Annotated in this window: 23 protein-coding genes; all 23 read right to left on the reverse strand. The window is 47.3% G+C overall.

All coding sequences use genetic code 11. From position 1 onward, the window contains the following. Nucleotides 1–7 precede the first annotated feature (7 nt). The 23 genes from MKY01_RS21760 to mraZ all read right to left on the reverse strand — a co-directional run bounded on the left by MKY01_RS21760 (nt 8) and on the right by mraZ (nt 25,563). The gene (locus MKY01_RS21760) at nt 8–475 is read right to left on the reverse strand and encodes a cell division protein SepF (protein WP_036614853.1); all 468 of its coding nucleotides are present in this window, start codon (nt 473–475) and stop codon (nt 8–10) included. Further along, entirely contained in the window at nt 466–1,167 is a 702-nt protein-coding gene (locus MKY01_RS21765) for a YggS family pyridoxal phosphate-dependent enzyme (protein WP_036614854.1), read from the reverse strand. Before MKY01_RS21765 ends, MKY01_RS21760 begins: the two co-directional genes overlap by 10 nt. A 6-nt stretch (nt 1,168–1,173) precedes the next feature. Continuing rightward, a complete protein-coding gene (gene pgeF, locus MKY01_RS21770; RefSeq protein ID WP_339283486.1) occupies nt 1,174–2,073 on the reverse strand; it encodes a peptidoglycan editing factor PgeF in 900 nt (299 codons plus the stop codon). Nucleotides 2,074–2,124: 51 nt separating this feature from the next. Continuing rightward, nucleotides 2,125–2,517 carry a YlmC/YmxH family sporulation protein gene (locus MKY01_RS21775; RefSeq protein WP_017687310.1) on the reverse strand — a complete coding sequence of 131 codons (393 nt, stop codon included), beginning with the start codon at nt 2,515–2,517 and terminating at the stop codon, nt 2,125–2,127. A gap of 174 nt (nt 2,518–2,691) precedes the next feature. Next, entirely contained in the window at nt 2,692–3,474 is a 783-nt protein-coding gene (sigG, locus tag MKY01_RS21780) for an RNA polymerase sporulation sigma factor SigG (RefSeq protein WP_017687309.1), read from the reverse strand. Nucleotides 3,475–3,585: 111 nt separating this feature from the next. Beyond that, nucleotides 3,586–4,308, reverse strand: coding sequence for an RNA polymerase sporulation sigma factor SigE (gene sigE, locus MKY01_RS21785; RefSeq protein WP_017687308.1), 723 nt, complete (start codon nt 4,306–4,308; stop codon nt 3,586–3,588). Between the two features lie 11 nt (nt 4,309–4,319). Further along, complete coding sequence (gene spoIIGA, locus MKY01_RS21790; protein WP_339283487.1) at nt 4,320–5,300, reverse strand: sigma-E processing peptidase SpoIIGA; 981 nt, start codon at nt 5,298–5,300, stop codon at nt 4,320–4,322. 261 nt (nt 5,301–5,561) lie between these two features. After that, the gene (gene ftsZ / locus MKY01_RS21795; protein WP_017687306.1) at nt 5,562–6,677 is read right to left on the reverse strand and encodes a cell division protein FtsZ; all 1,116 of its coding nucleotides are present in this window, start codon (nt 6,675–6,677) and stop codon (nt 5,562–5,564) included. 150 nt (nt 6,678–6,827) lie between these two features. Next, nucleotides 6,828–8,114, reverse strand: coding sequence for a cell division protein FtsA (gene ftsA / locus MKY01_RS21800; RefSeq protein WP_127545343.1), 1,287 nt, complete (start codon nt 8,112–8,114; stop codon nt 6,828–6,830). Between the two features lie 293 nt (nt 8,115–8,407). Further along, nucleotides 8,408–9,175: an FtsQ-type POTRA domain-containing protein gene (locus tag MKY01_RS21805; protein WP_017687304.1), complete on the reverse strand. Its 768-nt coding sequence runs from the start codon at nt 9,173–9,175 to the stop codon at nt 8,408–8,410. Between the two features lie 58 nt (nt 9,176–9,233). After that, entirely contained in the window at nt 9,234–10,517 is a 1,284-nt protein-coding gene (murA, locus tag MKY01_RS21810) for a UDP-N-acetylglucosamine 1-carboxyvinyltransferase (RefSeq protein ID WP_036614867.1), read from the reverse strand. 17 nt (nt 10,518–10,534) lie between these two features. Next, nucleotides 10,535–11,440 carry a UDP-N-acetylmuramate dehydrogenase gene (gene murB, locus MKY01_RS21815; protein WP_127545339.1) on the reverse strand — a complete coding sequence of 302 codons (906 nt, stop codon included), beginning with the start codon at nt 11,438–11,440 and terminating at the stop codon, nt 10,535–10,537. A gap of 149 nt (nt 11,441–11,589) precedes the next feature. Continuing rightward, the gene (murG, locus tag MKY01_RS21820) at nt 11,590–12,699 is read right to left on the reverse strand and encodes an undecaprenyldiphospho-muramoylpentapeptide beta-N-acetylglucosaminyltransferase (RefSeq protein ID WP_127545336.1); all 1,110 of its coding nucleotides are present in this window, start codon (nt 12,697–12,699) and stop codon (nt 11,590–11,592) included. A 7-nt stretch (nt 12,700–12,706) separates the two neighbouring features. Continuing rightward, entirely contained in the window at nt 12,707–13,804 is a 1,098-nt protein-coding gene (gene spoVE, locus MKY01_RS21825; RefSeq protein ID WP_127545333.1) for a stage V sporulation protein E, read from the reverse strand. A 48-nt stretch (nt 13,805–13,852) separates the two neighbouring features. Beyond that, entirely contained in the window at nt 13,853–15,274 is a 1,422-nt protein-coding gene (murD, locus tag MKY01_RS21830) for a UDP-N-acetylmuramoyl-L-alanine--D-glutamate ligase (RefSeq protein ID WP_127545330.1), read from the reverse strand. Between the two features lie 3 nt (nt 15,275–15,277). Then, nucleotides 15,278–16,246 (reverse strand): phospho-N-acetylmuramoyl-pentapeptide-transferase, encoded by a 969-nt coding sequence (gene mraY / locus MKY01_RS21835; RefSeq protein ID WP_047843751.1) that lies wholly within the window; start codon nt 16,244–16,246, stop codon nt 15,278–15,280. 12 nt (nt 16,247–16,258) lie between these two features. Further along, a complete protein-coding gene (murF, locus tag MKY01_RS21840; protein WP_127545388.1) occupies nt 16,259–17,671 on the reverse strand; it encodes a UDP-N-acetylmuramoyl-tripeptide--D-alanyl-D-alanine ligase in 1,413 nt (470 codons plus the stop codon). Next, nucleotides 17,671–19,158: a UDP-N-acetylmuramoyl-L-alanyl-D-glutamate--2,6-diaminopimelate ligase gene (locus MKY01_RS21845; protein ID WP_127545327.1), complete on the reverse strand. Its 1,488-nt coding sequence runs from the start codon at nt 19,156–19,158 to the stop codon at nt 17,671–17,673. The genes murF and MKY01_RS21845 overlap by 1 nt, the downstream gene beginning before the upstream one ends. Nucleotides 19,159–19,298: 140 nt before the next feature. Then, nucleotides 19,299–21,251, reverse strand: a complete 1,953-nt coding sequence (locus MKY01_RS21850) for a stage V sporulation protein D (RefSeq protein WP_282320756.1) — start codon at nt 21,249–21,251, stop codon at nt 19,299–19,301. Nucleotides 21,252–21,345: 94 nt separating this feature from the next. Next, complete coding sequence (locus MKY01_RS21855; RefSeq protein ID WP_127545324.1) at nt 21,346–23,688, reverse strand: penicillin-binding transpeptidase domain-containing protein; 2,343 nt, start codon at nt 23,686–23,688, stop codon at nt 21,346–21,348. 12 nt (nt 23,689–23,700) lie between these two features. Continuing rightward, nucleotides 23,701–24,129, reverse strand: a complete 429-nt coding sequence (locus MKY01_RS21860) for a hypothetical protein (protein WP_127545321.1) — start codon at nt 24,127–24,129, stop codon at nt 23,701–23,703. A 27-nt stretch (nt 24,130–24,156) separates the two neighbouring features. Then, nucleotides 24,157–25,107 carry a 16S rRNA (cytosine(1402)-N(4))-methyltransferase RsmH gene (rsmH, locus tag MKY01_RS21865; protein WP_036674830.1) on the reverse strand — a complete coding sequence of 317 codons (951 nt, stop codon included), beginning with the start codon at nt 25,105–25,107 and terminating at the stop codon, nt 24,157–24,159. 18 nt (nt 25,108–25,125) lie between these two features. Next, the gene (gene mraZ / locus MKY01_RS21870) at nt 25,126–25,563 is read right to left on the reverse strand and encodes a division/cell wall cluster transcriptional repressor MraZ (RefSeq protein WP_017687291.1); all 438 of its coding nucleotides are present in this window, start codon (nt 25,561–25,563) and stop codon (nt 25,126–25,128) included. Nucleotides 25,564–25,799: the final 236 nt, after the last annotated feature.

Here is a 25,799-nt window from a genome sequence, read left to right on the forward strand (position 1 = left end):
AAACGGCTCACCTCATTCTGTTATAATCTTGCTCGCTGTCAGCCAGTATTTCCGTAATTGATCCCTGAATTTCAACCGTATCTGGCGTACAGAGAAAAATGTTTCCGCCGATTTTGGAAATACCGCCACCCAATGCATATACCGTGCCACTCAAAAAATCAATAACACGCAGCGCTTGGTCCTGGCGAATTCGTTGCAGATTCACCACAACGGTACGATGCGAACGCAGATGGTCGGCAATTTCCTGAGCCTCGTCATAAGAACGCGGTTCATACAGGACAACTTTAACATTTTTCTGGGAATGAATGCTCACCACATTATTCCCCCTTTGGTTTCTACGTTTATCGAGACTGGAGGTTTCAGCTTCCTGATGTTCAGCCTCATTTTCCTCCTGCGCAGCCATTCGTTCACGTTCCACAATCTCTTCCTCTTCCTGAAGTCCGAGGAAATTCATAAATTTATTCATTACGCCCATCGTGAACCCTCCTCTTTTCCTACGAGAATCGATCCTAGCCGTACCCAGGTTGCACCTTCTTCAATGGCCACTTCAAAATCATTGGACATCCCCATCGACAGCTCAGTCAATGGCTCTGCTGTAAGGGCTTGTCCATTTAATTGATCTCTCAGCTCACGCAATCCACGAAATACGGGACGCGTCAGCTCCGGATCTTCCTCATGAGGTGCCATAGTCATCAGGCCAACGACCTTGAGATTGTTGAACGAACGAATATCACGCAAAAAAGAACTTGCCTGTTCAGGCTGTAATCCATACTTGCTCTCTTCACCCGAAATATTCACCTGCAAAAACGTTTCCACTTGGATGCCAAGTGAAGCAGCTTTTTTATCCAACTCCTTCGCCAATGACAAACGATCCAGTGAATGGATGTAACGAAACTTGCCAATCACGTCTTTCACCTTGTTTGTCTGCAAATGACCGATAAAATGCCAGGTACCCTGCTGACCAAAAGCTTCCCATTTGGCCTGTGCATCCTGCCACCGATTTTCTCCAATATGCTCAAGACCATGATCCAGCACCGATCCCGTTGTTTCAAGTGAGACATATTTCGTGACCGCAATCACATTCACATCATCACGATGACGGTTACTGCGCCGACATGCATCCTCGATCTTCTGATTTACCTGTTGTATACGCTCCTCCAATGACACAGAGGGTCACCTCTCTTCCAGCCCAATCCAGCTCGCCATCCGCCCTGTAACACCATTTTCCTTCCGATAGGAGAAAAATAGTTCGGGATGACAACTTGTACACCATGTTGTACATTCGATATGATCCGGCATTATTCCTGCTTTCATCATAATGTGTCGATTACATTCTTTCAAGTTTAACATCGTTTTACCGTTATTCACGGCTCGATATGCTTGTTTAGAAGCAGAATCCTCGTATTTATCATTAACCGGGGAATCATCAAACCAAACCCGTACATGCTGCATGACCGCCTCATCCACTTCATAACAGCAATCCCCAATCGACGGACCGATTGCAGCTCGAATGTCCTGCCTACGGCTGCCATACTCCCGTTCCATCGTCTCCACCATGGATACAGCGATACCCGCGACTGTGCCTTTCCAGCCGGCATGAGCAAGACCTACCGCCTGCTGCACAGGGTCATAGAAATAAAGCGGAACACAGTCTGCGTAGAAAGAAGTCAACAGCACACCAGGCACATTCGTGACCAATCCATCCGTATCCTGCAACGCAGATTCACGATCAAGTAATCCTCTGCTCCGATCTTCAGCGGTAATTACTGCCACATGTTTGCCATGCACCTGCTCTCCACAGGTCCATGCTTCTGCTGCAAAACCAAGCTTCTCGGTTACAAGCCTGCGGTTGTTAAGTACAACTTCAGGATCATCCCCCACATGATAAGCACAATTAAGCGTAGCATACGGAACTTTTCCAACTCCACCATGTCTCGTCGTAAACCCGACTGACAGCTGTTCAAATTGCTGTGTCCAGGGCTCAACATATAATAATAACGGATCAGGACCGAAATCTGAATTTGGGTTCTTGGTCCGTTCAAGTAATTCTTTATCCAATACAAAGGGTTCCATTATCTCACCTCACCACTTCCAGTGTACCAAATGAGCCACATTCTGTCTCATTTATATCGTTCGACGCTGATTACGTTCTGACCGTTCAATGCGTTCCACTCGCTCTGTGCGGTTATGCTGCTGTTCATCATACAGGCGCGCTTCGCGATCACGCTCGTCATACGTATTTTCCTTCACCTCATCCATCTTCACCAGTATCACATCTGAACCAATCTTCACAATGTTTCTCCAGGGAATCACCAGATCCGTTCCCCCGCCAAAAAGACCCATAAAACGGCTGTACCCTGGCACAACAATCGCTTCAATTCGTCCCTGCTTCAGATCCAGCTCCAAATCACTGATCTGACCGAGGCGTTTACCATCCGTAATGTTAATGACATCCTTTGTCTGAAAGTCTGAGATTTTCATGCCTCGTGCCGCTACTTCGCTCGTATTTACTTTCATTCATTCCCGCCCCCTGTTATTCCTCTTCTGCCCGTTCTTCACGCTTCTATACAATATATGTTTCAGGGGCGAAAAATGTCCTGTTTTTCATCGAATGTGGAAACGGTCCAAAACAAAAAGACGACCAACGGTATACACTGCCCCGATTGATCGTCCTTCTGCCTTTGCATCGTGTTATGACTTTACATGTTTTTGCATCTGCTGTATCGCTGATTTCTCCAGACGTGATACCTGAGCCTGGGAAATGCCAATTTCATCAGCCACTTCCATCTGGGTTTTCCCTTCGAAAAACCGCATCGACAGAATCATTTTTTCCCGCTGACCAAGACGATGCATCGCTTCACGAAGTGCAATTTCCTCGATCCATGACACATCTTTGTTTCTGTCATCGCTGATCTGATCCATAACATAGATCGGATCTCCACCATCATGATAAATCGGTTCGAAGAGCGAGACCGGGTCCTGAATGGCGTCCAATGCAAAAACAACATCTTCCTTCGGCACATTCAGTACTTCCGCAATTTCAAATATCGTCGGTTCCCGGGAATTTTTATTCGTCAGGCTGTCACGGACCTGAAGTGCTTTGTAAGCAATGTCCCTCAAGGAGCGAGATACCCGAATTGGGTTATTATCACGCAGGTATCGACGGATTTCACCGATAATCATCGGCACCGCGTAGGTTGAAAATTTGACATTCTGGGATAAATCAAAATTATCAATGGCTTTCATCAGGCCGATGCAACCAACCTGGAACAGATCATCGACAAACTCCCCCCGATTGTTAAAACGCTGAATGACACTGAGTACCAGACGCAGGTTGCCATTCACTAATTTCTCTCTTGCTGAGCGATCATGGTGTTGCTGAAGGGAATGAAACAATTCCCTCATTTCAGTGTTGGTGAGGACAGGCAATTTTGCGGTGTCCACGCCACAAATCTCGACTTTGTTTCGGGTCATCGTGATTTACCTCCCAAGGAGAAACATTAATGTACATTATCTCCGGGGCAGGCTTTTTTATTCGTACTTGGAACCCTTGCCAGTAATACCCATTCTGACCAAAGATGTATTTCAGACCATTTTATTGAACTCCTTGCGGAGTCTTTTAATGATTCTTTTTTCGAGTCGAGAGATGTAGGATTGGGAGATTCCGAGAAGATCGGCTACATCTTTTTGTGTCTTTTCTTCCCCATCCGTCAGGCCAAAACGAAGCTCCATAATCATTCGCTCGCGCTCCGTTAATTTTTCCAGTGCCTTGTGCAAAAGTTTCCGGTCTACCTGCTCTTCAATATTCCGATAGATTGTATCGTTTTCAGTACCCAATACATCGGATAATAATAGTTCATTTCCATCCCAATCAATGTTGAGCGGTTCATCAAAAGAAACTTCAGTTCGGATCTTACTATTACGTCTCAGGTACATTAAAATTTCATTTTCGATACAACGTGAAGCATAGGTTGCCAGTTTGATTTTCTTTTCCGGGTCAAATGTATTAACTGCCTTGATCAATCCGATCGCTCCAATGGAGACCAAATCCTCAATATTGATTCCTGTGTTTTCAAATTTTCGTGCAATGTACACCACCAGACGCAGGTTGCGCTCAATAAGCATCGCGCGAATGGCCGAGTCTCCCGAGGATAATTTTTGCAGCAAAAATTCTTCCTCTTCCCTTGTCAAAGGCGGCGGAAGTGCCTCACTTCCCCCAATATAATAGATCTCTTCACTTTTGAGTCCCAACAAAAATAACAGACGGTAATATTGCAGCTGCGCCACCAGTTTCCATTTCACAAGCATGTACGTTCCTCCTATACCACATTCAGCGGCTTTTCTGTTGCTCCCGCAGAGAGAGCCGTAGACTGCGCAGAAGCAGCGTCTTGCACAAGTTCAGGATGAATCACGGCCTGGTATTTCCCATCCGACGACAAAACACCTCCATCCAGCCCAATAAGTACCCTTGTCGTCTCATAACATGTTTCCTCCATCGTCACCTTCACCCGGTCCGGCTTCATTGCCAGCATAAACGCAGTCCCTTTGTTAATGCCCCGATAAGGCACCAGCCGCAGTCGATCCTGCCACTGAAAACTTTCCTGATCAAGCTCCAGAATAAGGTTGTCCGGCGCCTCGTCCTTGAGTCTAACCTTCCATGAAGCGGGTAACATGTCTTGCCATAACGAAACCTCCATCACCATGACCGGCATGCGCGATAAGGGATCTGTAAGTTGATTGCCCGTATCCAGAAGGCCTGTACAAGAAATGACTACCTCATCGATGCAGACCTCAACTTTACCCAAATAGGTCGTCATGCGATCCGTTTTCCGTTTTGAGCTCTGCACAGCTTTGAATAAAAACAGGACAGCAAAAAATACGATAAACGTGAACCAGAAAGCAATTTTCAGATCAAATGACATACCGCCAGAAGCCGTGAACCAAATGCCGTTAAACAACTCACCGGAGCTCTGAAGCATGTAATGCACACCCAGAATACCTCCGGCAGCGACAAAATTAATCACATAGAAGGTACCGAGCGTCCTCGCAAAAGCCTGCAGACCTTTAAAACCAAAAGCAATCGTAAGCATGACCAGCGAGAACCCGAACTTGATCAGAAAGGTGAACATAAAATCAAACTCCGGTACAAACATCATGACCACGTATAATGCACCCACAATGGCTGACAGCAACCATCGCCACCAAACCAGCTTTGTCTTGCGCATCCAGGCGGTCATTCCGATGAGTGCACCGTCAATACACAGGTTTGTCAAAAAAATCAGATCCACATAAACAACCAAAGTCTTCACCTGCCTGCGCGCAACATATCGAAATACCGGTACCCGATATCCTGATATTCATGAGCATATTCACAAGTATACGGAGCCCCCTGTTCAAAGTCTGTCTAATCATGGGGGTGTGGTTCCAACTTTTTTTGTCGGAATTGCTCAGGCCCTTTGTTCAGAATTTGTTCATTACTGTATGCTATGATATCTAAATAAACAGAAAAAACCCGGTCGCTCCATAAGGAGTACCGGGTTTCCAATAAATTGATTTGCGTATTAATCGTTGTTATTATTGCGTGAACGATTGCGTAAAAATGTCGGAATGTCCAGCTGATCATTGCTCGGCTGATTTCCGAAAGGACGCAGGTTCGGCGAACGCGTATCTGTCGTCTCCGCTGTTGCTGGAGCTGGCTTACGTCCTGGTGGTGGTGGAGCAGGTTTATCTTCAAAACCAGTTGCGATAACTGTAACCTTAATCTCCTCTTTCAGGTCTTCGTCAATGATGGCACCAAAGATCATATTCACTTCCGGGTCGGAAGCAGAAGTTACGATCTCTGCCGCTTCGTTCACTTCATACAGGGACAGATTAACGCCACCCGTAATATTCATGATTACGCCGCGAGCACCTTCAATAGAAGTTTCCAGCAAAGGACTCATAATGGCTTTCCGTGCTGCTTCTGCGGCACGATTCTCACCAGTTGATTCACCAATCCCCATAAGGGCTGAACCACGTTCGTGCATAATCGTTTTGACGTCAGCAAAGTCAAGGTTGATCAGACCCGGTACAGCGATCAAATCAGAGATACCTTGTACAGCTTGACGAAGTACGTTATCCGCTTGACGGAATGCTTCAAGCATAGGAGTCTTTTTGTCTACGATTTCGAGCAAACGATCATTAGGAATCACGATCAGTGTGTCGACTTTTTCCTTGAGAGCTTCAATACCTTGCTCTGCATGGCTGGAACGCTTGCGTCCTTCAAATGTAAATGGACGAGTTACAACACCAACGGTAAGTGCACCACACTCTTTAGCGATTTCGGCAATAACCGGAGCCGCACCTGTACCTGTACCACCGCCCATACCGGCTGTAACAAATACCATGTCTGCACCTTTCAACGTGTTCATGATCAGATCGCGGGACTCTTCCGCTGCTTTTTTACCTACATCCGGGTTGGCACCAGCACCAAGACCACGAGTCAATTTATCACCGATTTGCAATTTATGCTCGGATTTCGCCAGGTGTAACGCCTGAGCATCCGTATTCACCGTAATAAATTCAACACCTTGTACACCATTTTCAATCATACGGTTGACTGCATTGCTTCCGCCGCCGCCTACACCGATGACTTTAATTTGAGCCAAGCTCTCCATCTCGAAATCAAATTCCAACATATTATTCCATCTCCCCCTCAATGTGCATGGATGGCCCGTCCAATTTTTGATTTGAACCGAATCAATTTCATATATCGACGAACGAAAGCGTTTATTTTAGTACCGGCGCATTCAGACGGCTTCAAGAATGTATGAAATGGATCCAACCTGTTATATAAATTCGCTGAACATATTCTTCAGCCGCTCGAACAGACCGGGTTTTTGCTCCGATTCCTGTGCCGAATTTGGCTTCGGACGGTTGGTCGGTTTCTTGTTGTTATTATTGTTGTTGTTGTTATTTCCACCGCCGTTATTGATCGAGGGACGAATGCGCAAACTGCGAATTACACTGTGCAATATGCCGACTCCACTTGTAAACCCGGGGTCACGCACACCAATATAATCCGGAACTGCAACTCGTACCGAAGCAGCAAGCTCATGCTGAGCGACCTGCAGAACCCCCGGCATAGAGACCGTACCTCCCGTTAGTATATAACCTCCAGGAAGCTCGTTGTAACCAAGACGCTTCACTTCTTGGGATATCATCTGGAATATTTCTTGAACCCTAGGTTCAATAATTGCTGCCAGATCCTCCTGTGAAAACTCCTTGTCTACATTACTGCCAATTCGGGTGACTTTGAACATCACATCCGCAGCAGCATCATCCAACCAGGCGCAACCATATTTCAGTTTCACTTTCTCTGCCTGATCCGTTAACGTGCGTAAGCCATAGGCGATATCATTTGTTACGAATTCCCCACCTATAGGCAACGTTGATGTTGCAACAAGACTGTCTTCTTCAAAAATGGCGATGGTTGTTGCACCTGCTCCAATATCAACAAGCACTGAACCCATCGTTTTTTCATCTTTGGACAAAGCCAGTTGACCCGCTCCAAGCGACATGAGAACCAGATCGCTTACTTTCAGACCCGCTTTTTCCACGCAGCGCAAAAGATTATGTATCGCGGTTTTTGCACCCGTTATGATCGTTGCTTCAACTTCCAAACGAACACCAATCATACCACGGGGGTCCTGTATGCCCTCCAAGCCATCCACAACATATTGCTTGGCGACAACATCAATAATTTCCCGTTCCGGCGGAACTGCAATGACTTCGGCTGCTTTCAACACCCGTTCCATGTCTTCTTCTCCGATTTCACGATCCTCGTTAGACACAGCCACGACGCCGTGACTGCTCATCAGTCCGATATGATTTCCCGAGATTCCAACATACACTTCGGATATTTGAATACCTACCATACGTTCTGCATGATCCACTGCGTTGCGAATCGACTGCACCGTCTGATCGATATCTACGATTACACCTTTGCGAATTCCCTCCGAGTCGGCAGATCCAACTCCTATAATATTAAAGGTTCCATTATTCATTTCCCCAATAATAGCGCGAATTTTGGATGTACCGATGTCCAAACTAACAATGATGTCATTGTTGCTCAAGTCTGTGGCACCTCCTGACTCCAATAGTAAATTACGTTCGAATTTAAACACTCTTAAAACATATTCAACACACTTCAGGCTTTCCCTCTTTTTTCTACAATGTTTTTGGGTGTCAAAATCTGGTTGCCAGACATAAAACATTGAAGAAAAAAGAAGGAGGCAACTCATGTGCCATAAGTTCAAGTGTATCATTTTTTCTTCATCTCAGAAAGAACAAGTTTCATTGCTCTGACGGGGTCAAACCCCGACCTGCCTAGGCTTTCATATTCAGTCCAGCCTCCTAATGGCAAAGATCAGGGGCTTGCTCCTGGTTCAGCATCATCTTCCGGGTCATCCGGGATGAAAGGGACATAGGTATCTGCCTCAAGCATAGTGATTTTCCCAGGCCGTTCGGTCTCAATCACCTGATTCAGATACTCCACTTTATCCGATAAAAGAGAGACGGTTGTAATCACTTCAAACTGCGATTTGGTATACATCCGAATCTGATCCGGAAATGAAGGCGTTGGATTCGGAATAATTTCCGAAATATCCGTCGTCAATTCATTCGGAATTTTAGCCAGTGTCTGGCTCAGTTTGGCTTTGAGTGGATCATCAGCCTTCCATTGGGTCAATATGGGCTTCTCCACAGCAACACCAATTGTTGCCGGAACCGTCAAGCTTGTCCCACTAGCTAATATCGCTTTGAGCGTACCGTCAGAACCAAGCTCATAAGCAACCGTGGCATATTCCTGAACCTTGATATGGATAATCCCAGGAAATTGCTTGTCCACTGTAACGGTGGAAATCGCCTTGATGGTCTTGAGTCGCTCAATAACCTCGGCTGTACTTGTCCCAAAAAATTGTTCGCCTTCTTTCAGTCCGCTTTTCTCCAGCAGTTCTGAAGTTGCTGTATATACATTACCCGTAATTTCAATTGCCGAAATCCGACTCATGGAAGAACGAAAGAATAATACAGCCAGCAATACAATAAATAATAATAAGAGAATAATTACAATTTTGCGGCTTGTGTTTCCTTTTGGCCGATTCTTCTTCAGAACCGGAATTTGACTTTTAGGCATAAGTAGCGCTCCACAAAGCCTCAGGTCCCCTCCCTTCAAGAAGGGGACGCCAAGGACGTTAATTGGCAAAATCCAACTGTTTCGAAACGGGCGACTGTCGCTCAACCGATGCTCCAAGACTTTGGAATAACTTCTCGATCTGATCGTAGCCCCGGTCAATATGATGCACTTGCTCCACAACCGTTTTGCCTTGAGCAGCCAGACCAGCAATTACCAGGGCTGCACCTGCACGAAGATCGGTTGCTTCTACTGTAGCCCCGTACAGACGGGGAACACCACGGATAAATGCTGCGTTCAGATCGACTGAAATATCAGCCCCCATCACATTCAGTTCATCCACATGTTTGAACCGGCCCTCGAATACCGTTTCCTTCATCACACTGAATCCGTCTGCCAAACTGAGCAGCACCATGATTTGCGATTGCAAATCTGTCGGAAACGAAGGATACGGAGAAGTCACAATACGGTCTACTGATTTTGGACGGCTCATACAGCTCACCGTCATTATATCATTGCAGACTGTGATTTGAACACCAGTGCGCTTCAATACATGTATAAGTGAAGTAAGATGAGCAGGATTGCAGTGTGTAAGCGTAACATTGCCTCGTGTTGCTGCTGCTGCAATCATTACGGTTCCGGCCACGATTCGATCCGGTATAATCTCATACGAACAAGGTTTCAGTTTCTCAACGCCATTGATCGTGATTGTATCCGTTCCTGCACCAATAATGCTTGCACCCATAGCATTCAAAAAGTGTTGCAGGTCCTGGATTTCAGGTTCTCTTGCGGCGTTGCAGATGGTTGTCGTCCCTTTAGCCATAACGGCTGCCATCATGATATTCTCGGTCGCTCCCACACTTGGGAAATCCAAATGAATATCTGTACCCACCAGATTGTGCCCATGACAGATAATCTGTTGGTCCTGCTCTTCAATCAAAGCTCCGAGCGCTTCCAGGCCCCGGAGGTGAAGATCAATTTTGCGTTCTCCAATGGCACAGCCTCCTGGCTGATACACTGACACTTGCCCAAACTTAGCCAGCAATGGTCCCATCAAAAAAATGGAAGAGCGCATCTGCTTCATTAGATCTTCTGGCACATCATATGACCGGATAGACGAGGTATTAATCGTCACTGTTCCCTGTTCATGCCGACACGTGCATCCAAGCCGTTCCAGGATATACAGCATCACTTCAATGTCCAGCAAGTGTGGAACGTTATGCAGTGTAACTTCTCCATCTGCCAACAAACTTGCGGCCATAATCGGTAAAGCGGCATTTTTTGCTCCATGGATGCGTATGGATCCTGAGAGGGGTTTCCCGCCTTCAATCACCAATTTGTCCAATGTATCACCTCCGGGGTTTACCGCTCACCCACTACGAAGACTTCCGGTACCAGGTTAATACCGTTTTGAGATGATATAGTGCTCTGTATCTGCTGCATTAGGGTGATAACGTCCTCTGCTGTTGCTTGGTCTGTATTAACAATGAAATTGGCATGCATGGTGGATACCTGTGCGCCTCCCTGGGTCATTCCTTTCAGCCCTGCTGCTTCAATCAGGCGGGCTGCATGATCACCCGGTGGATTTCGGAATACACTACCTGCACATGCCATCTGCAGTGGCTGTGTGCGGCGTCGGCGATCTTTGTAAGCCGCCATCGTTTCCGAAATGACGTTGCGCTCTCCATGCTGGAGTTCAAACGTAGCTTCCAGCACAATGCCTCTCCGATCATGCAGAACAGAGTGGCGGTAGGCAAAATCCATGTCCTCCTTGCTGTAACGCACCAATTCCCCTGTCTCCAGTACAATCTCAGCGAATTTGAATATCCGTGACACATCCGATCCATGCGCGCCTGCATTCATGTATACGGCTCCACCGACAGTGCCGGGGATACCGCTGCCGAATTCCAGACCGGTCCATTCCTTTTTGGCAGCAACCACGCTGAGTTTAACAAAAGAATGCGCCGCTCCGGCGGTTACACCGCCTTCGTGAAATTCGGCATAATCAAAGCCCTCGCCTGGTTTCACCACAACACCACGTATTCCTTTGTCTGACACCAGCATGTTTGAGCCCCGTCCAAGTTGCATCCACGGAATCTGATAAGTGTGAAGCAATTGAACGAGATTCATCATCTGCTCTTTATTCTCGGGAATGACCAGTGCATCCGCAGGACCGCCGATCTTCCATGTGGTGTATTTGGCTAGTGATTCGTTTTCAAGAACTCTGCCAACATTATTCTGGGATAGTAACGATATCCACTGATGCATGTTTGCTTCCTCCTTTGCTTCAAAACCGATGAGCACGGTATGTTCTGTTGTTACAGACCGTGTTCTGGCGCCATGGAACGATGGTCACGATTTATACGGTATCTTATGTCAGCCCCGTCTTGTGTGTGACAATCGCCCACAATCGCACTTTATCGGCGTGTAGCAAGACGCTGAATTTCTTGAACAAGCACTTCAGCTGCATCGGGTTTCCCCAGTTTCCGGGAGGCTTCAGCCATTCGTTTGCGTCCCGATTCATCATTCATAATCTTGGCGATGGCTTCATACAGGACTTTGCCTGTAAGATCCTTCTCCAGCATCGTGAGTGATGCGCCTCCACCTTCAAGCGTGCGAGCATTGGCTTCCTGATGATTATTAGTCACGTTAGGTGACGGAATCAGAATCGAAGGAATACCCAGTGATGTAATCTCCGCAAGGAATGATGCACCTGCGCGGTTTACAATCAAGGATGTGCAGGCAAGCACCTCAGGCATATTATGCACGTAAGGCAGGACATGCAGGTGGTTTGGCATCGTACCCAATGAGCTACGAATGGCTTCACGCGTTTCATCAAAATAGGTATCCCCTGTAACGTAAACTACATGTACATCATCCAGTTGTTCCAGCAATGGAGCCATGTCCACCATGGCCTGATTGATTGCTTTTGCCCCGCGACTGCCACCAACCACAAGAACAACACGGCTGTTCATCGGTACACCTAACGTGGCAAAACCACGATCACGGCTAGCCTGGGCTACCGTAGTCGCTCGCGGATTACCGGTGTACATCACCTTTTTTGCGCCGGAAAACGATTTTTCAGAACCTTCAAAGCTAACGGCAACCGTGTCCACAAAACGCATCAAAAATTTGTTCGTCAGACCAGGGATGGCGTTCTGTTCATGAATTATACTCGGAATCCCCAGTTTTGTTGCTGCATATACCACAGGTCCACATACATATCCACCTGTACCAATCACAACATCCGGTTTGAATTCCTTCAGCATTTTTTTGGACTTGCGTACACCTTGAATGAAACGCATGACCGTTTTCAGGTTGTCGATGGACAATTTCCGCCGAAAGCCCGTAATATCAATGGATTTAAAAGGAATATTTTCTTGGGGAACCAGTTTACTTTCCAGACCTCTGGTTCCTCCGATGTATAGAAATGTAGAGTCCGGGTTCTCCGCCTCGCATTGTCTTGCTATGGCAACGGCCGGATAGATATGTCCACCCGTACCGCCACCGCTTAGAACGACTCGCATCGCATAGTCACCTCGCATAACGGGATAAATTCACTAAAATACCCAGTGCTGTGAGCATGAGGGTCAATGATGATCCGCCGTAACTGATCAGAGGCAATGTAATACCCGTAACAGGCATCATGCCAATGACAACACCAATGTTAATAATTACTTGTACGGCGACCATACCTACGATACCAACACCAAGCAGACTGCCGAAGGCATCCGGAACGGTCATGGCTACACGCATCCCTCTCCACACCAGCACCAGAAACAACAATAATACAATCATTCCACCTATAAAGCCGAGTTCTTCGGCCAAAATACTAAAAATAAAGTCCGTTTGCGGTTCAGGTACATAACTGTACTTCTGCCGGCTCATACCCAGTCCCAATCCCGCCAGTCCTCCAGGACCAATCGCGTATAAGGATTGAATGATCTGATATCCGGCACCCAGCGGATCGGACCACGGGTCCAAAAACGCTGTGATACGCTGCAGCCGATAGGGTGCTGCTGCAATCAAACCTGCAAACCCCGCTATGCCACCAAGAGCAAGCAGGCTTAGATGTTTCATTCGCGCTCCGGCTGTGAAAATAATAAGCATCGCTGCGCCCATCATCACGGTGCCAGTCCCCAAATCAGGTTGCAGCATAATAATCCCAAAAGCCAAACCGATCAATCCCAGCGGTGGCAGAAGCCCCGTTGTGAAGGTTTTGATTTTACCCGGTTCCTTGCTCAGCCAGTGAGCGAGAAACAAAATCATGCCCAGCTTCATGAATTCTGAGGGCTGAATACCAAACGAACCAATGCCCAGCCAACTTCGTGCACCACCGCGAACCACACCGATTCCAGGAATGAGCACCGCAATTAGCATTATAAAACAGGCAATCAATATAGGCTTGGCATATTTCCTCCACACCCGGTAGTCTACATTAGCAGTTACGAACATGGCCACAAGCCCAAGCACCGCAAACAGGGCCTGTCTTTTTACAAAATAAAATGAATCGCCATAGTCATGAAAGGCAAGCACCGAGCCCGCACTATATACCATAATAATGCCGATGGCAAGCAATGCCAAAATACAAATCAGCAACCAAATATCTGGTGCCGGTCGCGTCTGTTTCATCAGGAGGCCACCCCTTGCATGGAAGTAGGGGCTTTTCCACCCCCCTACTTACAAGTTATGCGCCGCCTCTTTAAAAATGCGTCCCCGCTCTTCATAGGAAGCAAACATGTCCCAACTTGCACATGCCGGGGATAACAAAACGACATCACCGGCACTGGCAAGCTTCGATGCTTCCTGCACAGCAACGGTTAACGTCCGGGCAGCGTCCTCCTCATTATCGACGACCTTAATTTGCTTTAATCCGGCAAGTTCCGCGACCTTGGCAATTTTTGTCCGTGTTTCTCCAATTGCAACGACAGCTTTTACCCGTTCCTGGAACAAGGGTAACAACTCCATCATGTCTGACCCGCGATCCAACCCTCCAGCAATTAATACAACCGGTTCCTTGAACGAATTCAGAGCCATAACCGTAGCTTTCGAATTGGTCGCTTTGGAGTTGTTGTAGTATGCAGAGCCGTTATGCTCCAGGACATATTCAAGTCGGTGTTCAACTCCCTTGAAGTCTGCAAGCGGAGCAGCCAGCAACGCAGGATCAGCTCCTGCCGCTACGGCAATAGCCACAGCAGCCAGTGCATTTTCCACATTAAATCGCCCAGGAAGGCCAATGTCCTCAACGTCGATAATGATGTGGTGATCTCCGTTTTCATCCGCGTAGATTACCTGACGCTTCACATCATCCTCTTCTCCATCCACATAAGGAGGATCTGCATACACACCTGTATCCAATTTCTCTGTCACGGAGAAGGGGATCAATCTGCCTTTGATGTAAGGAACCAGACCACGACATACCGCATCATCCCAATTCAGGATGGCTACGTCGTCAGGCTGCTGATTGGCGAATAGTTTGGCTTTGGAAGCCACATAATCATCCATGTTCCCGTGATAATCCAGATGCGTCTCTGCAACGTTAAGCAAGCTGGCAATCTGAGGACGGAAATCAACCGTTCCTTTGAGCTGGAAACTGCTAAGCTCAACAACCATCCAGTTATCTGGAGAAGCTTGCTCTGCCGCTTCACAGAGAGGTGTTCCGATATTACCGGCAACGATCGGCTTGAGGCCAGCATGCTCCAACATTTTACCCACCCAAGTGGTGGTTGTTGTTTTGCCGTTGGATCCCGTAATCCCGATCATGGGTGCAGCACATAGATGATAAGCAACCTCTACTTCGGTCACCACTTCAATGCCCAATGCCAAAGCTTGCTGCACAGGAGCTGCATGGTATGGGATACCGGGGTTTTTGACAACCAGCTTCACACCACTGTGAATCAGATCATCCGGATGCCCTCCGCATACAACAGAAATTCCCAAAGCCTCCAATTCGGAAGCTTCGGGACATTGATCTCTCTCTTTTTTATCATTTACTGTAACCTTCGCTCCGGCGCGATCCAGCACTTTGGCGACCTGTACGCCGCTTTTAGCCAATCCGAGCACAACGACTTGTTGTCCGCGATATGATTCAGGATGGTTCATGATCTACAACCCCTTGTTGAGATAAAGTCCAAGAGCGGCCAAAATTGCGCCTACCGCCCAAAAGGTAATAACAACCCGCCATTCTGACCAACCACTTAATTCAAAGTGATGGTGAATGGGGCTCATTTTGAATACACGCTTGCCACGAGTCTTGAAAGATACCACTTGAATGATGACAGACAGGATCTCGATAACAAAAATACCGCCAATGATGACAAATAGAAGCTCTGTTTTGGTTACAATGGCTACCGCACCAATCGCACCGCCAATCCCCAGAGAACCGGTGTCTCCCATAAACACTTTGGCCGGATGTGCATTGTATACCAAAAAACCGAGTACGGCTCCGATCATCGCTGCTGCACACACTGCTGCCGGCATCGACGTGGCTTGCATCGCCACAATGGCAAACGCGCCAAAGGCAATCGCACTTACCCCTGATAGCAAACCATCCAGACCGTCGGTAAAGTTAACCGCATTGGTAATGGCAAGCATCATGAATACGACAAACGGATAATAGAACCATCCGGTCCAGTCAAACGAGAATGACGTTCCCGGAATAGAGATGGCTGTGCTGTGTCCATTCTGGATCAGCAAGAAACACATCACTGCACTGAAGAACAATTGGCCCAGCATTTTTTGTCTGGCCGTCAGTCCCAGCGAACGTTTGAACACAATTTTGATGTAATCATCCAGGAAGCCAATCAGCCCGAATCCCAGCGTAGCCACGAGCAAGACATAAAAGTCTGTATTCTTGACTGCCGAAAATTTCAAAAAGGCCAATGTGAACGCAACTAAAATGACGACTCCACCCATTGTAGGTGTTCCGCTTTTTTTCAAATGGCTCTGAGGCCCATCTTCCCTAACTTGCTGTCCGAATTTCATCCGGCGTAACAGCGGAATCAGGAGCGGTGCGGCAATCACCGCCAGAATAAATGAAACGCCGATTGTTAACAGTAATACCTGAAAATCCATGGGTTCACCCCTCTAGTCTACTCGATTCTGTAATGGTGCTATTAGTAGTGCTTCGACCACGTCTTCCAGCTTCATGCCTCTTGAGGCTTTGAACAAGACAACGTCTCTGGGATGTAGTTTCTCCAGTAGATAACGGGTCATTTCTTCTTTATCTATAAAAGCATGCACAGCCTCTGTAGGCATATGCTTGCTTGCTCCTTCAGCAATCTTGGCTGATAGCGGACCATATACCAGCACCATGTCCATTTTGGCCGATGTGATATACTCTCCGATTCCGTAATGCAGATCCTGCTCTTGGGGACCGAGTTCAAGCATATCACCAAGCACAGCCACTTTCATGCGGTATCCTTTCAGACCTTCTAGTACATCGATTGCGGCCTTCATGGAGGTTGGACTTGCATTGTATGCATCATTCAGCAGGGTTAGACCACTAACGCCTTGCGTAACCTCAATACGCATGCCTGTCAGTTTCAAGCGAGACAATCCCGCGGCAATCTGTTCCGTCGTCACTTTGAAATGACGGGCTACTGCCAAAGCAGCCAGACAGTTAACGACATTATGCGTTCCTAGCAGAGGTAGCGTAAATGCATGTTCTCCAGACTGTTTGGTGGTGAAAACTACCCCGTTCTGCGCATTCATAAGTCCGGTAGGATAGTCATCATTATCGGTTTGCAGACCAAATGTAAACCGCTGCAATCCATCGGGTTGTTTCGTTGCGGGCTCTTCAAGGACTTGTGCAATTAAAGGCTCGTCTCCGTTGTAGATCAGTAACCCGCCAGGCTTCAATCCCGCTACAATCTCGGCTTTGGCTCTGGCAATCTCCAGTCTGGACCCCAGCTGAAGCAGATGTGATTCACCAATATTGGTAATGACCGCTACATCAGGCTGCGCAATAACCGACAGATCGTTAATTTCCCCGCGACCACTCATACCCATCTCCAAAATGATAATCTCGGTATCCGGGTCCATGCTTAGTACAGTCAGTGGTAAACCAATGTGATTATTGAAGTTGCCTTGCGTCTTATGCACTTTGAACGTCGTTGAGAGAATGGCATCAACGATGTCCTTTGTTGTTGTCTTGCCGTTGCTGCCTGTAATGCCGACTACAGCCGCTTTATTCTCCGTTAGATAAGCAGATGCGAGTGCTTGCAGTGCGACAAGTGTGTCGTCAACAACAATGACAGCTCCTTGTGGCGGAATACCATGATCCTTTTGCCAGATCGCCCCTGCAGCCCCCTTCTCTAAACAGGCTTGCACAAATTCGTGTCCGTCAAACCTTTCACCCACTAGCGGGATAAATAAACTGCCTTCCAGAGGTTTACGCGAATCGGTAAACACCCCTTCGACCATTACATTGCCATGAGCAGCAACGTCACTTAATGTTCCTCCACACATCTCGGCCAATTGTGCCAATGTTCTTTTTATCAATTGGATTTGCCCCTTATCGCTTCTTTGGCTATGATTCGGTCATCAAAATCGGTTTTGGTTGTGCCGATAATCTGATAGGTCTCGTGACCCTTGCCCGCAATCAATACTACATCGGCTGGGCTTGCCATTTCAATAGCTTCATGAATTGCCTGGCGTCGATCCACAATCATCGTATAACGTTCAGCAGGAACGGATTCTTCAATCAGGCCCTGTTCAATGTCTTTGAGAATGAGATCCGGATCTTCTGTCCGTGGATTATCGGAAGTAACCAGTACAAAATCACTATAATTCGCAGCAATTTTCCCCATGAGAGGGCGTTTGGTACGGTCCCTGTCACCACCACAGCCAAACACGCAGATCACACGTCCTTCGGCAAATTCCTTCACCGTCCGCAGCACATTCTCCAGTCCATCCGGTGTATGGGCATAATCGACAATAACAGCAAATGGCTGTCCTTCGTCCACTCCTTCAACACGTCCATCCACGCCCGGTACCGTCTCCAGACTGCGCTTGATCTCTTCCAGCGGAATACCTTCCACCAGCGCTGCAGAGATTGCTGCCATTGCATTGTACACATTGAATTTGCCTACCATGCGCAAGCGAATATCCGCGCTGCCTGCAAATGTATCCACGTGGAAAGCAGTTCCCTGAGACGTGATTGAGATTTGGGATGCGCGTACATCCGCCTTTTCACCCATGCCATATGTAATCACTTCAGCCGCAGTCACAGAGATGAAATAAGCCGCAGCCGGATCATCTGCATTGATAACAGCGAATTTACGCTGTGAAACATCTTCCGTATAACCGTTACCCAGACGTGCAAAGAACAATCCTTTGGCCCCGCGATATTCCTCCATGGAATGGTGGTAGTCCAAATGATCTTGCGTCAGGTTAGTAAATACCGCAGTACGGAAATTTGTTCCCTTTACTCGCCCTTGTTCCAATGCGTGAGAAGAAACTTCCATAACACAGCAGTCCGTACCCTTCTGAACCATATCATGCAGACTACGCTGCAGATCAAGCGCCTCTGGTGTTGTTCCTGACATCGGGTAGGTGCGACCGTCATACCGCATTTGAATAGTACCGATCAATCCCGTCTTGCGTCCGTAATCACTCATGATTTTTTCAATCAAATAGGTGGTCGTTGTTTTTCCGTTCGTTCCCGTTACACCAATCATATTCATCTTCTGGCTTGGCGAGTCAAAAAAGAAATCTGCCAAAACAGCCATCGCAAATCGGCTATCCTTCACCAGCAATTGTGGTACAGGCAGATCCAGCTGCCGTTCAACCACTAATGCAACTGCACCGGCATTTACAGCTTTTTCTGCATAATCATGACCATCTACTGTATGTCCCGGAAGACAGATAAACAGATCACCCGGTTTTACCTGCCGGGAATCTGTCTGAAGGTTTTGGCATTCTGTATTTGATTCGCCCACGAGGCGGGCGGTGGTCAGCATCGATGCAAATTGTTTTAAAAGCACATGAATAACCTCACTTTTCCAATTATACTTCTGTTTTAACATATGTCTGTATTTATTAATATCGTCAATACAACCCTATAATGAAACGCACTTGGATGAATTTTGTTGCGCTAGAGGCCTCAAACTACCCCTAAGCCCTGTTATTCATCCTTTGTGTGATCATGTGCATCGTTCAGTACATTCCCCATATAAATGCGGATGGTTGATCCCTGTTCTACCCTCGCCCCAGGTTTAGGTGCCTGATTAATCACATATTTACCACTGCCAGACTTCGCCAGCATAAAATTCATGTTCAGGTCCTCGTACAGATCTTCAACAGTAGCTCCTGTCAGGTCTGGGACTGTCACGATTTTGGTTTCACCATACTTGTATTCTTTGGCGACCTGATCCTTCCGAACAGGGACATTCATATAATGCAAAGCATCTTCAAGGATGTTCTGCACAATCGGGGCGGCAACCACACCTCCGAACTGAATTCCTTTGGGGTTATCAACTGCGGTATAGACCACAATCTGTGGATCATCTGCTGGTGCAAATCCGATAAAGGATACGATATGCTCGGTCGAGGAATAACGTCCGTTGATAACCTTCTGGGCTGTACCTGTTTTGCCACCGACCCGGTATCCATCAATGAATGCTGGACGTCCGGTACCTTTTGCAACAACACTCTCAAGTGCTTCACGTACTTGTTTGGATGTATTCTCCGAGATCACCTGACGAACCAGTTCCGGCTTGGCTTCTTCCATGACTTCCCCTGTGACCGGATGGACCCACGCTTTCGTAACATAAGGCTTGTAAAGTTTACCCCCATTGATGGCCGCTGACACAGCTGCTACTTGCTGAATGGGCGTTACGGATACACCTTGACCAAAAGCCGTCGTTGCAAGCTCGACAGGTCCCACTCTGGACAGTTTGAACAGAATTCCACTGGCTTCTCCGCTGAGGTCAATCCCTGTCTTGGTACCGAAACCAAAGTCTTTAATATAGGAGAAGAGCGATTCTTTGCCCAGCCTCTGCCCCAAAGCCACAAAGCCCGGGTTACATGAGTTCTCCACAACTTGTAAGAAGGTCTGACTTCCGTGGCCGCCCTTTTTCCAGCAACGTAGACGGGCCCCACCCACCTCAACATATCCGGGATCAAAAAATTGATCCTGTTGCAGATTGACCTTTTTCTCTTCAAGCGCTGCTGCCAAAGTAATGATCTTAAATGTGGAGCCCGGCTCGTAGGTCATCCAGATCGGTAAATTTCGATTGTATATCTCCGCGGGATATTGCTGATAATCGGCAGGTTCGTATCCCGGTCTGCTCGACATCCCCAAAATTTCACCCGTTTTCGGATTCATCGCTATGGCCAATGCTGAGTTCGCCTGGAACTTCACCATGGCCTGATCCAGTTCTCTCTCCATGATGGACTGAATGGATTTATCAATGGTCAGCTTGAGGTTAAGGCCGTCCTTCGGTTCCACATACTTCTCGGATGAGCCCGGCATTAGCCTTCCGGCCGCATCGGACAAGTAGGACACACTGCCATTCAAACCATTCAGCTTATCATCATATTTCTTCTCGACACCCGTTAAGCCCTGATTATCAATGCCCGTAAAACCAAGAATATGGGCAGCCAAATCATCATAAGGATAAAAACGTTTATTGTCTTCAGCAACAACGATACCCGGAAGCTTCAAATCACGGATGCGCTGAGCTTTCTCCATCGTAATTTTGCGGCCGCCGGGTTGTAGTCGTACAATGAGTTCTCGTTTCTTGATGGTTGCGAGCACTTTTTCTTCCGTCATCCCAAGCAATGGGGCCAGCGCTTTAGCCGTCGTTTCAGCTTCTTTAACCTGAGCCGGAATGGCCATAATGGTTGGTGTTGTCACATTATAGGCCAGAGAGGTTCCATTTCGATCCAGGATCTCCCCTCGCTTAGCTGAGTAAGGAATATTACGCCGCCAGGATTCTTCTGCTTTTGCTGACAATTCAGGGCCTTCCCCGAGCTGTACATAAGCAAGCCTGATCATCAGGGCCGAAAATAACAAAACTAAAATCATTAAACTCCATAGCAACCTGCGTCGCAGATTTACGCTTGATCCCTTCACGAAAAGATCCCCCCACTCGTCCCAAAATCATGACATTCGTTCCATTCATGAATATTCAGGACAACCGGGGGTTAGAACAAGCTGTCAGAGCTCTCTAAGGAAGCGTAGCTCCGTTTGTTGCTGGATCGTCAGAGGATTCGGATTCATTGGCAGGAGTCTTGTTGTTATCTGTTTCGTCTGTTTCGTCTGTTCCGTCGGTTTTACCTTCTCCGCCCGAAGGCTCTTGTTCCTTCACTTCAGCTTCTGACGACGGATCAGAAGAGATTGGAGCCTCATCGGCTATACCTGTCACTGCAGCTTTGGCAGTTTGCAAGTTCAACTGCACAGTTCTCTGCTCACCTGCGACCTGCTCGGTTTGCTTCACGACATAGCCCTCACCCTTGACTGTAACCCCGACCTTCATGAGAGAAAGTACTTCAAGGGCATCACGGAGAGATTCACCTGTTAGATCGGGAATCTTCATCTTGCTGCTTTCTTCCGTTAGCAGATAGATTCGTTGGCCTGGATTCATAGAGGCACCAGCAACCGGATACTGCCGAATTACATTATCACCTTGACCAAGTGTCACATAAGCAATACCTGCGCTTAGAAGCTGGCTTCTGGCCTGTTTGGCTGTCTTGCCACTCAAGTCAGGCGCCTTGGCTTGCACGACAGAGACTTCTTTTGACTTTTTGTCAGGAGTTTTGGCTGTATCTTTGGGTATCCCCATGTATTGAAGAGTCTGGCTGACAATCTTTTTGAATACCGGCGCAGCTGCGGTTCCTCCCCCAATGTTGGTTCCATCCGGTTGGTCAATGACAACAAGTATAGCAATCTTCGGATTATTCACAGGCGCGAATCCAATAAACGATACAACGTCTTTTGACTTGCTGTATGCTCCGTTAACAACCTTTCTTGCTGTACCTGTCTTACCAGCTACACGGTAACCTTCAATATAGGCGTTACGACCGGTACCAATCGTCTGATCTGCAACCACTTGTTCCAGATAACCGCTCACCAGTTTGGAAGATTCCTTGGAAATCACCTGACGGACAACTTTAGTTTTGATGACTTCCGTTGTTCCATCATTCGGGTTCTTGATCTCCTTCACCAGATGTGGCTCCAGCAATTTGCCGCCGTTGGCAATCGCAGAGATGGCTGCGACCTGTTGAATTGGTGTTACCTGTACAAGACCGTGACCGTAAGCAGCAGTAGCAATCTCGGATTTGTAAACCAGTGGCTTGATCGGGGACGCTGCCTCATTTGGCAGATCAATACCCGTCTTTTTGCCGAAGCCGAATTCGTCTATGTAATGACGCAGACGTTCTCCGCCAAGCATGTTGTAACCCAAGTTAACAAAAGCAATGTTACTTGACCGTTTGACACCTTCGAGATACGAGATCCAACCATAGGAATGACCATTATCACTAATCGGGAAACCACCGATATACATGCGTTTGGATTCAAAACTTGCATTGGGATCGAAGAGTTTTTCTTCAACAGCCCCTGCTAGCGTAACTATTTTGAATGTACTACCTGGCTCATAGATGGATTGAGTAGCATGGTTGATAAAATTCTTTTGATCAGGTGTACTCCCATACGTATTCGGGTTAAAGGTTGGCCAGTTCGCCATCCCTAGAATCTCCATCGTGTTTGGGTCCGCGGCAATGACCGTCATGCTCAGTGGATTATACTTGGCAACGGCTTCTTTCATTGCATCCTCAATGTAGAACTGGATCGTATCATCGATGGTCAGCGTAAGGTTCTTACCGTTCTGAGGTGGCAGATAGTTATCCTGTGAATCCGGAAGTTTAATGCCTTTGGCATCCTTCTGATAATTCAAATATCCATCTGTACCTGTCAGTGCTTCATCATATGAGACTTCAAGTCCATTGACAGCTTTCCCATCACGGCTCATATATCCCAAGAGGTGAGAAGCAAGTGTTTCTTCAGGGTAAAAACGCTTCGACTCCTGAGCCATCACAATTGCATTACGCGCCTTATATTCATCTTGCAGTTCTTCACGCAATTCGTTGACTTGTGCCGCAAGTTCAGGACTTATTTTATAACCTTCACTGCGTACTTCACGTTGCTGATAGAAAATTCCATCTTTATTTTTGGCTGTTACCAGAGCACGCATCTCACTCTCATTTTTCCCTAGAAGGGTAGAGAGTTTCTCCGTGACAACATCCTGTATGCCAAGTTCATCGATCAAGAGGGGATTGACCGAGACCGTGTATGCAGGCGCATCGGTAGCCAAAATATTACCATTTCGATCCGTAATCGTTCCACGTGCAGCCTTAATCGTCTGTTCCCGCTCTACCAAACCGGCTGCCCGTTCCTGCCATACACCGCCATTCACAACCTGAATGAAAAAGATTCGGGTTACGAGTACAAGAAAAAAGAGGGTAATACATCCCCCTATAAGCAACGTGCGCATCTTTATTCTTTTTATCATCGGAACACCTCTTTACTTACTGCTTGCTGTATTCGAGGACGACTCAGTGCCAGTTGTTTTCGTACTTGTTGAGCGAGGTACATAAATGACATCCTTACCGGAAGCTTCAACGTAACCAAGTTGTTTTGCATTTTCGATGACCTGGTTGTTCAATGTTTCTTTTTCCACCTGCAGGTCTGCAATCGTCTTTTCATACCCCTTAATATCCGAAATAGTGGACTGCGCCTGCTTGTTCAGATCATAGATATGAGCATAACGAGACATCAACGCTCCTCCAACAAGGATAACTGCAACCAGGGTAATCAGATACAAAATCTTCTCGCGTGCCGGAAGACCCGTACGACGGGTCACCACTTTGGTGGTTTCTTTGTATCGTTGCTGGGTCACACGTTCCTGGGACGCTTTTTCTTTTACAGCGAGATTACCACGTGTATATGCCATACTCCGATTCTCTCCTCCACTCTTGATCTACAATTTCTCGGCTACGCGCAGCTTGGCTGAACGAGCACGTGAATTTTCGGTCAATTCCGTTTCCGTTGGAATCAACGGTTTTCTGTTAACTAAACGCAGGGTCCCCTTGCCGCCGCATACACACAACGGAAAATCGGGTGGACATGTACATTTTTCCAGATAACTGCTGAAAATCTGTTTACATATCCGATCCTCAAGGGAGTGGAAGGTAATAACAGATACACGTCCTCCTGGTGCCAGACAACGAACAGCCTGATGTAAGCCTTCTTCAAACGCACCCAACTCATCGTTGACGGCAATGCGTAATGCCTGGAAGCTGCGTTTGGCAGGATGTCCACCTGTACGGCGAGCTGCCGCCGGGATGCCTTCCTTGATCAGTTCCACGAGTTCACCTGTCGTCTCAATGGTAGATTGCGCTCGTTTTCCCACGATAACACGGGCAATTCTTCTCGAAAACTTCTCTTCACCATAGCGATACAAAATTCGAGCAATCTCTTCTTCTGGCCACTCATTCACAATCTCTTTGGCCGTCAGCATTGCATCCTGGTCCATTCGCATATCGAGCGGAGCATCGTGATTGTAGCTGAATCCACGTTCTCCTTCATCAAATTGCGGGGATGACACACCCAAGTCGTACAAAATACCGTCGACCTGTGGTACACCATCCTTCATTGGTACATCCAGATCCTTGAGTACCTGTTCGAGATCCCGAAAATTGGTTTTCACCAATGTTACACGTTCTCCATAAGCTGCGAGCTTCTCGCGAGCATTATCCAAAGCCCAATCATCCTGATCAAGTGCGATCAGACGTCCCCCTGGACCGAGCTTGGAAGCAATCACGGAGCTATGTCCGCCACCGCCTAAAGTGCAGTCCACGTATATACCGTCCTGCTTGATGTTTAATCCCTCTGTTGCCTCTTCTTTGAGTACGGTTATGTGGTGAAACAACCTGCACCCCTCCTGACTTTATAAATCAAAATTAAAATCGACCAGCTTTTCGGCAATGTCGTTGAATGCTTCTTCGGATTGATTGAAATAACTCTCCCATATGCCTTTGCTCCAAATCTCCACCCGGTTCGACACGCCAAGAACAACACAATCCTTGTCCAGCTTGGCATACTCTCTTAAATTGCCCGGCAGATTTACCCTGCCCTGTTTGTCCAGTTCACATTCGGTTGCACCCGAGAAAAAAAACCGGGTAAACGCACGTGCATCAGATTTCATCAATGGCAGTGCTTTGAGCTTCTGTTCCATGACCCCCCACTCCTCCATGGGGTACACGAAAAGACACTGGTCCAAACCCCGTGTGACAACGAAAGACGGTCCCAGAGATTCGCGGAATTTAGCCGGAATGATAACCCGACCCTTATCATCAATGCTATGTTGGAACTCCCCCATAAACATTGGCCCACTCACTCCTCACCCGTTTCTCCCACTTTGCCCCACTTTCCACCACCTAAGCATAATAGATTCGCACAAAAAAATCAAAACCCTTCTTGCATGACTTGATTTTTTAATTTTTCAGCATAAAAAAACGTCCTTGATCCTGTAACTCAGGATCAAAGACGCTTCCCTTAAACGGGCAATCGTATGTCTACCCGCACATGAGCCATATCATCAATAAACCATTCTATACCTAT

It is taken from the genome of Paenibacillus sp. FSL R5-0486 (genome assembly GCF_037975155.1).
In the GTDB taxonomy this organism is placed as follows: domain Bacteria; phylum Bacillota; class Bacilli; order Paenibacillales; family Paenibacillaceae; genus Paenibacillus; species Paenibacillus amylolyticus.

Excerpts from the sequence above, each read along its gene's own strand:
- MKY01_RS21760 (WP_036614853.1), bottom strand. The coding sequence starts at position 475 with ATGGGCGTAATGAATAAATTTATGAATTTCCTCGGACTTCAGGAAGAG.
- pgeF (WP_339283486.1), bottom strand. The coding sequence starts at position 2,073 with ATGGAACCCTTTGTATTGGATAAAGAATTACTTGAACGGACCAAGAAC.
- MKY01_RS21775 (WP_017687310.1), bottom strand. The coding sequence starts at position 2,517 with ATGAAAGTAAATACGAGCGAAGTAGCGGCACGAGGCATGAAAATCTCA.
- sigG (WP_017687309.1), bottom strand. The coding sequence starts at position 3,474 with ATGACCCGAAACAAAGTCGAGATTTGTGGCGTGGACACCGCAAAATTG.
- sigE (WP_017687308.1), bottom strand. The coding sequence starts at position 4,308 with ATGCTTGTGAAATGGAAACTGGTGGCGCAGCTGCAATATTACCGTCTG.
- ftsZ (WP_017687306.1), bottom strand. The coding sequence starts at position 6,677 with ATGTTGGAATTTGATTTCGAGATGGAGAGCTTGGCTCAAATTAAAGTC.
- MKY01_RS21805 (WP_017687304.1), bottom strand. The coding sequence starts at position 9,175 with ATGCCTAAAAGTCAAATTCCGGTTCTGAAGAAGAATCGGCCAAAAGGA.
- murB (WP_127545339.1), bottom strand. The coding sequence starts at position 11,440 with ATGCATCAGTGGATATCGTTACTATCCCAGAATAATGTTGGCAGAGTT.
- murG (WP_127545336.1), bottom strand. The coding sequence starts at position 12,699 with ATGCGAGTCGTTCTAAGCGGTGGCGGTACGGGTGGACATATCTATCCG.
- spoVE (WP_127545333.1), bottom strand. The coding sequence starts at position 13,804 with ATGAAACAGACGCGACCGGCACCAGATATTTGGTTGCTGATTTGTATT.
- murD (WP_127545330.1), bottom strand. The coding sequence starts at position 15,274 with ATGAACCATCCTGAATCATATCGCGGACAACAAGTCGTTGTGCTCGGA.
- mraY (WP_047843751.1), bottom strand. The coding sequence starts at position 16,246 with ATGGATTTTCAGGTATTACTGTTAACAATCGGCGTTTCATTTATTCTG.
- MKY01_RS21855 (WP_127545324.1), bottom strand. The coding sequence starts at position 23,688 with ATGATAAAAAGAATAAAGATGCGCACGTTGCTTATAGGGGGATGTATT.
- MKY01_RS21860 (WP_127545321.1), bottom strand. The coding sequence starts at position 24,129 with ATGGCATATACACGTGGTAATCTCGCTGTAAAAGAAAAAGCGTCCCAG.
- mraZ (WP_017687291.1), bottom strand. The coding sequence starts at position 25,563 with ATGTTTATGGGGGAGTTCCAACATAGCATTGATGATAAGGGTCGGGTT.